The sequence below is a fragment of the Paracoccus sp. J55 genome (genome assembly GCF_000513975.1).
In the GTDB taxonomy this organism is placed as follows: domain Bacteria; phylum Pseudomonadota; class Alphaproteobacteria; order Rhodobacterales; family Rhodobacteraceae; genus Paracoccus.
The window spans coordinates 1-12,069 of record NZ_AZVA01000052.1; the positions used below are offsets into that span (position 1 = coordinate 1).

Genomic DNA, 12,069 nt, shown 5'->3' on the forward strand with positions numbered 1-12,069 from the left:
GATTTGTGCAACATGTATAACCGCCCCTTGCGCAAGAGGGTTTTGGAGCAATTTGGCGCGGTGTCGGGTGCTGACATGTATCCGGCCTCGTGATGCGGCCATAGTCATGCCGCGGGCCCGCATGGTGTTCGCGGGTCGGAACCAAATCAAAGCCGCGTGCTCGATGGCACTCTGTTGCGCTCTGGTTTTCCGACCTTGTCTTGCGACCGTTGCGCCAAGTTGCTCTCAGCCCTCCTCCGCTCCGACGACCTCGCGACCGCTGACGGACTTTACGCCGCCATGGCCGGAGCCCGGTAGACCTCTCCGCTCTTCATCAACGCCCAGACGATCCGCGCCATCTTGTTGGCCAAGGCCACGCGCACCAGCATCGGCGGCTTGCGCTCCAGCATCCTTGCCAGCCAGGTGCCGGCGCGCGCTGACGCATGACTATGGCGCTTGATGATGACACTGTTGGCGCCGATGATCAGCAACCGGCGTAGGGAACGCTCACCCATCTTCGTCGTGGCTCCCAGCCGTTGCTTTCCGCCCGTCGAATGCTGCCTGGGCGTGAGCCCAAGCCATGCCGCGAAGTCTCGGCCCTTCCGGAACGCTTCCAGCGGCGGAGCCAGTGTGGCGATGGCCGTGGCGATCAACGGGCCGATGCCCGGGATCGTCATTAGGCGCCGGGCGACTTCATCGGTCTTGGCGCGCCGGTCGATCTCGGCATCCAAGGTCTCGATCTGACCGTCGAGCTGGACAAGCGTTTCAGTCAGGACCGTCAGGGATGCCCGCGCCGTGGCGGGCAGGCCCGATTCTTCATCCGCGACGAGGGCAACCAGGCGCCGGGCATTCGTCGCACCCTGTGGCACCACCCAGCCATACTCGGTGAGATGTCCGCGGAGCGCGTTGATGGCCTGGGTACGCTGCCGGATGAGCAACTCCCGGACGCGGAAGACGCTGGCCGCTCCTTGCGTTTCCTCGCTCTTCACGGGAACAAAGCGCATGTTCGGTCTTTGCGCCGCCTCGCAGATCGCCTCGGCATCCGCCGCATCATTTTTTTGCCGCTTGATGAAGGGCTTCACATAGGCGGGCGGGATGAGCTTGATGTCGTGGCCGAGCTTGGCCAGCTCCCGACCCCAGAAATGCGCGCCACCGCAGGCCTCCATCGCCACCAGGCAGGGCGGCAACTTGGCGAAGAACTCAAACACCTGAGCCCGTCTGAGCTTCTTGCGTAAGACAGCACTGCCTTTGCTGTCAGCACCGTGGACCTGGAACACATTCTTCGCCAGATCCAGTCCGACCGTGATAATCTCCGACATGACCGCCTCCCAATACGGATTGTTGCGATCCCACCTTGGCACGTCGATGCCGTCGGGGGGCGGTTACAGCATCAGAGCCGGATGGTGCAGCTTGGATGCTCAGTCTTCGTATTCCACCGAAATTGCGCGGGAGGGGCATTTTCGGATTGCACTCAGAACCGCATCATATTGGGATGGATCAGGATATGCAGTCCGCAACGCGACGACCCCGTCCTCTTCGCGCTGATCAAAAACCTCAGGTTCCGACAATACGCATAAGCCACCGCCAACACAGACATTCTGGTTAACCTTTACGACCATCTTTCTGGTGTCTTTGGCCATATTCTTCCTCATTATGGCTGCTCTCCTTTCGGAGAGGGATGGCTGAAGCCTGCAGAATGACCTGATCAGGCGTTGTCGGATGCAGATCCAAGGATTGTATGTGGATTAAGCACGATTAGAGGCGGTGGGGGCGTCCGAGTCTAATACGGAATTGGAATATGATGAGACTGCTTCGCTATGATGGTAATCCTGTTCCAGATCGACGCAATCGTGTGTGATACCCTCACTTTTCAGCCGCAGCTTTTCTATTCGGTGGCTGGCGGTTTTTGGAAGTTCCTGCCGGAATGCGATGTAACGCGGAAGGGCGAATTTCGGTAGGCGCGTTCGGCACCATTCAAGGAGGTGTCGCGCATCAAGCGAATGGCCCTCGCGGAGCCTGACGACAAGCTTGATCTCATCCTCGCCATGGGGCGAGGGAACGCCGACGGCTGCGCTTTCCAGAACGGCTTCGTGACTATTGACGGCGGCCTCGATCTCGAAAGAGGATATGTTTTCGCCGCGCCGCCTGATGGATTGCTTCTTGCGATCGACGAAATAGAAATAGCCGTCCTCGTCCTGCCGGGCCAGGTCGCCGGTATGGATCCAGAAATTGCGGGTCAGTTCCAGCGTGGCCTCGGGATCGCCATCATAGCCCGCGGTGCCAAGCCACGGTCGCAAGGGACGGGCGACGATCTCGCCGGTCATGCCGGGCTGCACGGGGCGATCATGCTCATCGACCAGGCGCACATCCCAACCGTCGCTTGGCTTGCCGCAAGAGCCGGGACGGCGATCGTCAAGGGGATTGACCAAGCAGGCATTGCATTCGCTCATGCCGTAGAGTTCCAGCAGACGGGTGTTGTAGCGGGCCTGAAAGGGCGCGAAAAGATTGGCAGGCGCGGCCGATCCGATCATCAGCCGCAGGGGATTGTCGCCGTCGTCAGGGCTTTCCGGCTGCTTCATCAGGAAGGGAATGATGCTGCCCACATATTTCGCCGTGGTGCAGCCATGGGCGCGAATGTCCTGCATGAAGCGGCTGGCGCTGAAGCGTCGTGAAATGATCGCACTGGCACCGCTTAACAGGGTCGGGCCGGTAATGCCATGCGCCGCCATATGAAAGAACGGCAGGGCGCAATAATGCCGGTCAATATCGACCAGCCGGGCGAAGCGTATCGTCGAGGCGAAGATCTCATACCAGTAATTGTGGCGGATCATGACGCCCTTGGCCAATCCCGTAGTGCCGGAAGTATAGCTGATGGTTGAAATCGCGCGATGGCTTAGGGTTATTGCGGAAATCTTACGGGACAGGTTCATAAACTGATTATAAGGCAGCGTTTCGCCGATGCCCTCCGGCGGAGCTGCGCCACCATGAACGATCGTGTGGCGCAATTCCGGCAGACGCTCGGCGATATCGTGAAGCTGGGCAAGAAATGCACGGTCGATCACAATGGCTGAACAGCGGGCATGGCCGATCTGGTGCGCAAGGCCAGTGCCAATCTGCGCCGTGTTCACCGGCACCGATATGGCGCCGATCAGATTGAGACCGAACCAGCATTCCAGAAAGGCACGCGAATTGGGCAGCATCAGCGCCACCCGGTCGCCCGCGCCGACGCCCATGGCCTGAAAGCCGGCGGCGGCATGTTTCATGCCCTCTTGCAGGGCAGCGAAGGTGACCTGCTCCTCGCCGAAGACGAATGCGATGCGATCAGTATCCTTCCGCGCGGCGTCGTCCACCATTTTCGGGATGAAGCGATCGGCCAACGCATAGGATCGGGGCTGCCATTCCTGCCACCGCCGCTCGGCGCGGGTGAACTTGTCCTGCTGATCCCCAAGTCTGCTCATCGCGCCAACACGATGCCGGCCGCCTCGCGGTCCCAGCAGTCCGGGGTCACGCCCTCGTCCTTGAGACGATATTTTTCGATCCTATGGCTGGATGTCTTGGGCAGCGAGTCCCGAAAGGCAATGTAGCGGGGAATGCAGAAATAGGCCATCCGGGGCACGCACCAGTCGATGACCGCTTCCGCGGTCAGGCTTTCGCCCTCTTTCAGGACGATGACGGCCTTGACCTCATCTTCACCCATTTCGGCAGGAACACCGACGACGCAGGATTCCAGCACCTGCGGCATGGCGTTGATGACGGATTCCACCTCGAAGGACGAGATATTCTCGCCGCGCCTTCGCAAGGCCTGTTTCTTGCGGTCGACGAAATAGAAATAGCCATCCTCGTCCATGCGGCCCATGTCGCCGGTATGGATCCAGAAATTGCGGAACAGGTCCGCGGTGGCTTCGGGCTTGCCATAATAGCCCGACGTGCCCAGCCATGGATTGCGCGGCCGGGTAACGATTTCCCCGACCGTGCCGGGCGGAACCTCGCAATCGTCGTCATCGAGGATGCGGACCTCCCAGTTCGGCAGGGGCTTGCCGCAAGAACCGGGCCGGCGCGCGTCGAATGGATTGATCAGCGCCGCCGTGCATTCGGTCATGCCATACATTTCCAGCAGCCGGGTGTTGAAGCGGCGCTCAAAGCTGTCCCACAGTTCGACAGGTGCGGCGGCGCCCACCATAAGGCGCAACGGGTTGTCGCCGTCATCTGGCCGTTCGGCCTGCTTGAGCATGATTGGGATGATGCCGCCGATATATTTCGCTTCGGTCGCGCCGAAATGGCGGCAGTCGTCCATCATGCGGCTGGCCGAGAACCGCTCGACCACAACCGCCTGCGCATCGGCCAGGATCGCCGGGCCGACCGTGGTGCCCGTGGCGGAAGAGTGAAACAGCGGCAGGCCGGTATAGAGAATATCGTCTTCCGTGTAACGACAGCCCTGCACGCAGCCCGCCCAGACCTCATACCAATAGTTGTGCCCGATCATCACGCCCTTAGACCGGCCCGTGGTCCCCGAGGTATAGAGAATGGTCGAAAGATCGCGGTAACTTGCGGCGATGTCTGGGGTGGTGTCCGGGGCGGCCAGCAATTCGTCCGTGCCCAGCACTTCGACGCCCGGCCATCCCGTGACCAGATCCCCGCCCGCACCACTGACGATCAGGCTGCGCAAGGCTGGCAGGCGGTCGCTGATGGCCTCGACATGCGGGATGTAGGCAGCATCCGCGATCAGCGCCACGCAATCGGCATCGGTGATCTGCCAGGCCAGGCCCTCACCCCTCTGCGAGATGTTGATCGGCACGTTGACCGCCCCGATCCGGTTCAATCCGAACCAGAAATATAGAAACTCCGGACAGTTGGGCAGCATCATCGCGACCTTCTCTCCCGGCCTAATCCCCAGAGCCGTCAGCCCGTTCGCGGCGCGGTTGACCATGGCGTTCAGCCCGCCCCAGGTCAGGTCGCAATGCCGGAAGCGCAGGGCCGTGCGGTTCTGGTGGCGCCGGGCTTTGTCTTCAAGAATGCGGTGGATGACCCGGTCTGCCAGAGCGTATTCCTGCATGCGCCAGCTTTGCCATTTCCGTTCGGCGCGAATGAACTTGTCGTCCCATTGTCCCATGATTGTCCTCCCCTGCGCCGATGTCGTCAGTTGTGCGAATGATGGCGTATAACGCCTTCCTGCATCGCGGTGATGACGGCCTTGCCGTCCTGATCGTAGATCCGGGCCATGGCGCTGGCGCGGTTGCGATTGACGCCCAGTCCGGTCATGGCGCTGAAATGCCATTCGTCGGCCCGTTGCGGCGCATGAAACAGCATCGCGTGGCTGAGCGAGGCCGAGCGTGTATCGGGATGGCGCGACCCGTAGCCGAGCGGACGCGCGCCCGTGGCCAGCAAGCCGAGATCCGAGAAATACCCGATCAGCGCCTGGTGAAGCGGCGCCTCAAGCGCCGGGTCGAAACGGTCCGCATGGGCCGAAAGCGGCTCGGCCAAGCGCGTCCAGTAGCTGCCGCGCGCGGGTCCGGGGACATTGGCCGTCTCGTCGCGCCAGGAACGGCTGCGCCGCTCGCAAAACATCGCGAAGAAGCCGGGTGAAATCTGCGGGCTGTCGTCCGGTGCCGCGCCGATGTCGGACAGATATTCCTCTTCGGTCGGCCAGCCCAAGGGGTCGGGCAGGGGCGGGGCATCGCCCAGATGGGCGTCTCCTTCCTGCGGTGCCTGAAAGGACAGCGTGGCGGTGAACAGGTGGCCGTCGTCCTGCCGGAAATCGACGCGGCAGAGGGTGAAGCTGCGCCCCTGATGCAGCGATGTAACGTCGATGTCGAGGGCGCCGTCGATCCTGCCAGGCAGGATGAAATCGCCCGAGATCCGATGCAGGATCCGTTCCGGCCCGACCATCTGCGCCGCCGCCATGATCGCCTGCGCGACATACTGGCCGCCAAAGACGCGGGGCGTGCCTGCCAGGGGCGAGGCCGCTAGGAATCGTCCCGCCCCGATCCGTTCGGGAATGACGAGGGCGATCAGGTCGCCGACCCCGAAATTCGTATTGGGTTGGTCTCTCATTGCGGTCCTCCGCTCAGCATGTGCAAGGATAGGCAGCGCGATGCCGGATCGTCGAATATTGTTTGGATATCGGTCGATATGGGGTTCAGGACGGCACGAAGACTTCGCCCGCCATCAGGCGGCGCGCGGTCCGGATCACCCCGACCGAGGCGATGTGGCTGGCGAGGCCGCGGTCCTCGACCTCGGCCGCCAGTTCGATGTTGCCCGCGGCATGGGCCAGTGTCACGATCTCGGATTGGGCGGGGCGGGCGTGATCGGCGGCGACCGTGCCCGCGATCCGCATCGCAGCCGCCAGCGCCATGGCCCCGGTCAGCGGCGTTGCCTTGTGCGGCTGGTCCGCCGAGATCATCCGCGCTCTCAATCCGGCCTTGCCGCAGCCATCCGAGACGATGGCGATCAGCGGCAGGTTGGCGATCAGGGTCGTCGCCTCCTCCTCGTCGCGGGCAAGGCCCATGGCGATGGCCGCCCGGCGGCGGAGCGTCTTCAGGCGCTGCATCAGCCACAAGTTGGCGGCCAGTTCCTCGGGTGTTTCGTCGCCCTGCAATCCCAGTTCCGATGCCGCGATCACGGCGAGCGGATTGGCTAGGTCGATCAGGCTGACCTCGCAGGTCTCCTTAAGGGCGGTTTCCAGGGTTTCGCGCAATCGGCCGGTGGGAAACAGGGCGCCGGTCGCCGCGCCACCGGGATCGAGAAAATCCAGCCGGATGGGCGCCCCGTGTCCGGCGACGCCTTGCAACACATGATCGCCGCGCACCGCCGCCTTGCCGCCTTGCAGCGCGAAGCGCGCACGGATGATCTTGCCGGTATTGGTGTTGTGGATCCGCACCGTAGCGTCATCGCCATCCGGGGCCACAAGCCCCTCGTCCACGGCGAACGGTCCGATGGCCGAGGAAATATTGCCGCAATTTCCCTTGTAGCCCACGGTGGCGCGGTCGATGCCGATCTGCGCGAAGGTATAATCCACATCCGCGTCCGGACGGCTGGGCGGCCCCACCACCGCGACCTTGGACAGCGAGGAAATACCGCCGCCCATCCCGTCAAGCTGGCGCATCTCTGCATCCGGGCTGCCAAGCGCCGCGGTGAAGATGGCATTCCAGGCGCTGCGGTCGTTGCCCGTGCCCGGTGCCGGCAGGTCGCGGGCGTGGAACACCAGCGCGCGGCTGGTGCCGCCGCGCATGTAGACGGCGGGATAGCTGCGTTGGGGCAGGCTCATCCTTCGTCGCTTTCCATGCTGGCCAGCACCTCGGCGGTATCGGACCCAAGCGCCGGGGCCGCGACGCGCGGCGCAAGAAGCGTTCCGTTGAACCGCGCCGGATAGCGCGTTGCCCGCAGCCGCCCGGCCGGGCTGTCCAGTTCGGCGAAAAAGCGGTTGTGGGAAAGCTGGGGGTTCTCCAGCATCGCCTCGGGCCTGAGGATCGGTCCGGCGGGCACGTCCAGTTCGCGGAACGCCGCCAGCCAATGGGCCGAGGGTTTTTTCGAGATCGGTTCGGCGATCCATGCGAAGAATGCCTCGGTCATCGCCCGGCGGCCCTTGATCGCCTTCAGTTCGTCCTTCCATTCGGGATGCCCGACGGCCTCCAGCGTGCGGCCCAACTGCTTTCCCGTCACCGGCGACAGCACGATATGGCCGTCCGAGGTCGCCACCACCGGCTGCGGGAGGATAGTCTGATCGGCGGTGTCGTCCAGATAGGTGCGATTGTGCAGCGTGTCGGTGAAGGCATAGCTGGCGATCATGTCGAGCATGGAAGTCTCGACATGCACGCCTTGGCCGGTGCGTTCGCGTTGCAGGATGGCCGCCAGTATGATCTGGGTGGCATAGATGGCGCTGACCTTATCGGCGATGAAATGGTTGGTGGCGCGCGGCTTGCCGCCATCGGCCTCATAGTCCAGCAATCCGACCAGCCCCTGGATGATCGCGTCATAGGCGGGTTCCGCCGACAGCGGGCCATCGGGGCCGTAGCCGGTCAGCGACAGTTGCACGAGCCGGGGGTTGAGCTTCGATGTCTCGTTGAACCCGAGGCCGAGCGCCGCCGAAACGCGGGGCCGCCAGGTCTCGATGAAGACATCGGCCCCGGCGATCAGCGTCTTGAGCCGGGCAAGATCCTCGGGGGTCTTCAGATCCAGGACGACCGATTTCTTGCCGGTATTTGCGTTGGTCCACATGACGCCAGTGCCGCCGACCGCATGGCCGACATTGCGGTAGGCATCGCCGGCGGGCGGCTCGATCTTGATGACTTCGGCCCCCAGCGTGGCCAGCGTCTGCGCGCAAAGCGGCCCGGCCAGATAGCCGGCGGCCTCGATGACGCGCAGGCCGGCCAGCGGGCCGGTCGGAAAAATCTGAGGCGCGGTCGGTTTCTGGGTCATGGTTGATCTCCTTGCGAACGGTCGGCCGGGTGGTTTCCGCCGATCATCTGATGGTGCTGGCTGGCCCGAAGCCGCGCCAGCGCGAGCACGGCATTCATCCGGGGCATCTCGATTCCGCTGAGCCGCTGCACGGCTTCTATCGAACGGCACAGCACATCCAGCTCCAGCATGCGGCCATGCTCCAGATCCTGAAGCATCGACATCTTGTGACTGCCGGCCGTCGCTGTCAGCGCGATCCGCCGCTCGGGCAGCTGGGGGATTTCGATGCCGATGGCCTTGGCGCCCGCATCGGCCTCGTCCATCAGCCCGGCGATCAGGTCGCGGCAATCGCTCTGGTCGATATCGCAGATCCGGGCCAGGGTCAGGATGGCCACCGGGTTCCAGCACAGGCTGTTGACGAACTTCATCCAGATCGCACCCTGCACATTGGGCGTGACCTTCGAGGGGATCCCTGCCGCCGTCAGCCGCTCGGCCAGGGCCGCGGCACGGGGCGAGACGCTGCCGTCCAATTCGCCCAGGGGGCAGCCGGCTTTCGCGCCGTCCTGGGAAACGACGCCTGGCGCGGAACTGTGCGCGCCGATCCAGTAGACCACGCCCAGGACGCGCCGGTCGGGCATCAGCGCCGCTTGCCTGCCCGAGGGGTCGATCAGCCTTGCGGCCTCGCCCGTGCCGAAGAAGTAATGCGGCAGTCCGGTGGTCGGCGGCAAAAGCACGGTGTCCGGCCCGATCAGATGCGCCACATCGTCCAGCGCGGCATCGAGCTGATGCGCCTTCAAGGTCAGGAAGACGTAATCCTGCGGGCCAAGCTCTGCGGCGTGGTCGGTCGCCCGGACCTTCTGGGCAAACCGCTCGGTCGGTGTTTCGACGATGATGCCGTGTTCACGGATCGCCTGCAATGTGGCGCCCCGAGCGACGACGCTGACCTCGGCCGCACCCTCTCGGGCGAGATGGGCGGCGATATGGCCTCCGATGGCTCCGCCGCCAAAAATGCATATCTTCATGGCTCGTCTCCCTTGCCGCCAGTGATAGGCAAAGCGCCATGCGGGTTAAGCGAAAACTTCAAAGCCAAGGAAAACGGTATTGGTTCAGTGGCCCTGCATATCGTTAAGGTCCCGCCTGACGGACGGAGGTCGGGACATGGCGCAGCGAGAGCCATCGGAAGAGTATCTTAGACAGCGCGGACCCTTGCGGGGCCTAAAGATCTTGGAGGTCGAGGGTATCGGCGGCGCACCCTTTGCGGCGATGCTACTGGCGGATCTGGGGGCCGATGTGCTGCGCATCGAGCGGCCCGTGGCAGATCCCGCGGCGGTTGGCGGCACCGATCCGGGGCCTGCGCTTGGACGCGGGCGCCAGGGAACCTTGCGGCTTGACCTGAAGAGTCTCGCGGGGCGCGAGACCATGCTGGGTCTGATCCGCCGTGCGGACGGGCTGATCGAGGCCTTTCGGCCCGGCGTGGCTGAGCGTCTGGGCTTCGGCCCCGACGTGGCATGTGCTCTCAATCCCGCGCTGGTCTATGGCCGGCTCACCGGATGGGGGCGCCAAGGACCTCTGGCGCGGGCGGCTGGACATGACATCAACTACATCGGCCTGTCGGGGCTTCTGGGGGCGACCGGTCGGCCGGATAGTCCACCCTCGCCGCCATTGGCGATTGCCGGCGACATGGCGGGTGGCGGGATGCTGCTTGCGGTGGGAATGCTGGCGGCCTTTCACGAGCGCGCGACATCGGGGATGGGCCAGGTGGTCGATGCGGCCATGCTGCATGGCTCGGCGCTGCTGGCGACCGCCTTCTGGGGCTTTCACCAGGATGGCCATTGGGCCGGAGGCCGAGGGTGCAACCTGACGGATGGCGGAGCGCCCTTCTACGACAGCTATTTCTGCGCTGACGGGCGGATGATCGCCGTGGGCGCGTTGGAGCCGAAATTCTTTGGCGCCCTGTGCCGGGGGCTGGGCATTCCGGATGCGCCCGAGCGTCAGCAGCCCGAGCATTGGCCCGACTTGAGAACCGAACTGACAGCGATCTTCGCATCCCGACCGCAAGAGCATTGGGTGGCGCTTTTCGAGGGAACCGACGCTTGCGTCACCCCGGTTCTGGACTTCGACTCTGCGCCGGCCCATCCGCAAAACCGGGAAATCACCTTCACCACGGTTGAAGGGCGGATCATGCCCAAGGCTGGACCGGATTTCAGCCGGACGCCCGCGGTGGCGCGTGCCCGCCATCTTGAACCCTCGGTGCAGGTTCTGCGGCAATGGGGGCTTGCCGAGGAAATCCCAGCAGGCGGCTCCGACCAGACCGCCCATCAGCCCAAGGACGACGGGTAATGAAGCGCTGCACTGCGTTTTGGTTTTGCTGGGCTCTGATGCTGTGACCGCCCCCCGACGGCCTCTGTGTGCCAAGGTGGGTCTGCAATGATCCACAAAGGAGAGCGGTCATGTCTGAGATTATCACGGTCGGACTCGATTTGGCGAAGAATGTGTTTCAGGTTCACGGGGCCGACGCTGCGGGCCGGGCGGTGCTGCGCAAGAAGCTGAGAAGAGACCAGGTCCTGGCATTCTTCGGACAGCTTCCGGCCTGCGTTGTCGCGATGGAAGCCTGTGGCGGCGCCCATTTCTGGGGGCGTGAGATCGGGAAGATCGGGCATGAGGTGCGGCTGATCCCACCCGCCTACGTGAAGCCATTCGTGAAGCGCCAGAAGAATGACATGGCCGATGCCGAAGCAATCTGCGAGGCGGCGCAGCGCCCGACGATGCGCTTCGTGCCGGTGAAGAGCGAGGAGACCCAGGGCGCTGCAATGGTCTTTCGCATCCGCGAGTTGCTGATCCGGCAGAGAACCCAGGCCATCAATGCCCTGCGCGGGCATTTGGGCGAGTTCGGAAAGATCGTGCCGCAGGGCGCGGCTAACGTGTCGAAGCTGATTGCCATTGTGGAAGATCCGGAAGGCGGTCTGCCTGCCGATGCCATCCCCACGCTCAAGGTGCTGGTCGCGACCCTCGCCCATCTCGAGGCGGAGATCAGCAAGCTCGATACCGAGATCGCCCGGTGTGCCCAGGACAATGAGGTGGCGCGGCGGCTGATGACAGTCCCGGGGATAGGTCCTCTGATTGCCACGGCCATCGCAGTCCTGGCTCCGCCCCCCGAGACGTTCCGCAAGGCGCGCGATTTTGCGGCTTGGCTCGGCCTCACACCCCGTCAGCATTCCACAGGCGGCAAGCAGCGCCTTGGGGCCACGACAAGGATGGGCGAACGGTCTTTGCGGCGCCTCCTGATCATTGGCGCCAACAGCGTCATCATCAAACGCCATGTCCATGCTGCGGCCCGGCCGGGAACTTGGCTGGGCGGGATGCTGACGCGCAAGCCGCCGATGCTGGTGCGGGTCGCGCTGGCGAACAAGATGGCGCGGATCGTCTGGGCTCTGATGGCCCGGGGTGGCGTCTACAAGGCTCCGGCTACGGCGGCGTAAGCCGTCCGTCAGTCGCGAGGAGGTCGGAGCGTAAGAGGGCAAGGAGCAGCTTGGCGCAATAGTCGTGAGACAGGATCGGGAGAACCAGTGTGCAACAGAGTGCCAACGAGCACGCGGCTTTGATCTGGATCCGATCTTCGAACACCATGCGGGCCCGCGGCACGACGACGGCCGCACCAGAGGCCGGATACATGTCAGCACCCGACACCGCGCCAAA

At 63.9% G+C, this 12,069-nt stretch carries 11 protein-coding genes; 2 read left to right on the plus strand and 9 right to left on the minus strand.

Annotation, left to right across the window (positions count from 1 at the left end; translation table 11 throughout):
- Positions 1 to 269: 269 nt before the first annotated feature.
- The 8 genes from PARJ55_RS0120140 to PARJ55_RS22755 form a co-directional block, all read right to left on the minus strand.
- Positions 270 to 1,298, minus strand: coding sequence for an IS110 family transposase (locus tag PARJ55_RS0120140; protein ID WP_028710856.1), 1,029 nt, complete (start codon positions 1,296 to 1,298; stop codon positions 270 to 272).
- A gap of 99 nt (positions 1,299 to 1,397) precedes the next feature.
- On the minus strand, positions 1,398 to 1,619 hold the full coding sequence (locus tag PARJ55_RS23675; protein WP_084637941.1) for a ferredoxin: 222 nt from the start codon (positions 1,617 to 1,619) through the stop codon (positions 1,398 to 1,400).
- Between the two features lie 105 nt (positions 1,620 to 1,724).
- A complete protein-coding gene (locus PARJ55_RS22750; RefSeq protein ID WP_084637940.1) occupies positions 1,725 to 3,437 on the minus strand; it encodes an AMP-binding protein in 1,713 nt (570 codons plus the stop codon).
- Entirely contained in the window at positions 3,434 to 5,089 is a 1,656-nt protein-coding gene (locus PARJ55_RS0120150; RefSeq protein WP_028714615.1) for an AMP-binding protein, read from the minus strand. Before PARJ55_RS0120150 ends, PARJ55_RS22750 begins: the two co-directional genes overlap by 4 nt.
- Before the next feature lie 26 nt (positions 5,090 to 5,115).
- Entirely contained in the window at positions 5,116 to 6,030 is a 915-nt protein-coding gene (locus PARJ55_RS0120155) for an acyl-CoA thioesterase II (protein WP_028714616.1), read from the minus strand.
- Positions 6,031 to 6,115: 85 nt separating this feature from the next.
- Entirely contained in the window at positions 6,116 to 7,243 is a 1,128-nt protein-coding gene (locus PARJ55_RS0120160) for a 2-methylaconitate cis-trans isomerase PrpF family protein (RefSeq protein ID WP_051416388.1), read from the minus strand.
- Positions 7,240 to 8,394 (minus strand): CaiB/BaiF CoA-transferase family protein, encoded by a 1,155-nt coding sequence (locus PARJ55_RS0120165; RefSeq protein WP_028714618.1) that lies wholly within the window; start codon positions 8,392 to 8,394, stop codon positions 7,240 to 7,242. Before PARJ55_RS0120165 ends, PARJ55_RS0120160 begins: the two co-directional genes overlap by 4 nt.
- Positions 8,391 to 9,395: a ketopantoate reductase family protein gene (locus tag PARJ55_RS22755; RefSeq protein WP_051416389.1), complete on the minus strand. Its 1,005-nt coding sequence runs from the start codon at positions 9,393 to 9,395 to the stop codon at positions 8,391 to 8,393. Before PARJ55_RS22755 ends, PARJ55_RS0120165 begins: the two co-directional genes overlap by 4 nt.
- Before the next feature lie 136 nt (positions 9,396 to 9,531).
- Here PARJ55_RS22755 and PARJ55_RS22760 point away from each other — a divergent pair, with 136 nt between their 5' ends.
- Both PARJ55_RS22760 and PARJ55_RS0120180 read left to right on the plus strand, forming a co-directional pair.
- A complete protein-coding gene (locus PARJ55_RS22760) occupies positions 9,532 to 10,713 on the plus strand; it encodes a CaiB/BaiF CoA-transferase family protein (RefSeq protein WP_051416390.1) in 1,182 nt (393 codons plus the stop codon).
- A gap of 110 nt (positions 10,714 to 10,823) precedes the next feature.
- Entirely contained in the window at positions 10,824 to 11,852 is a 1,029-nt protein-coding gene (locus PARJ55_RS0120180) for an IS110-like element ISPko7 family transposase (RefSeq protein ID WP_028714619.1), read from the plus strand.
- Here the strand turns inward: PARJ55_RS0120180 and PARJ55_RS24685 are convergent.
- Positions 11,839 to 12,069: hypothetical protein (locus PARJ55_RS24685; RefSeq protein WP_028714620.1), on the minus strand; the 231-nt coding region annotated here is incomplete at its 5' end. The genes PARJ55_RS0120180 and PARJ55_RS24685 overlap by 14 nt on opposite strands.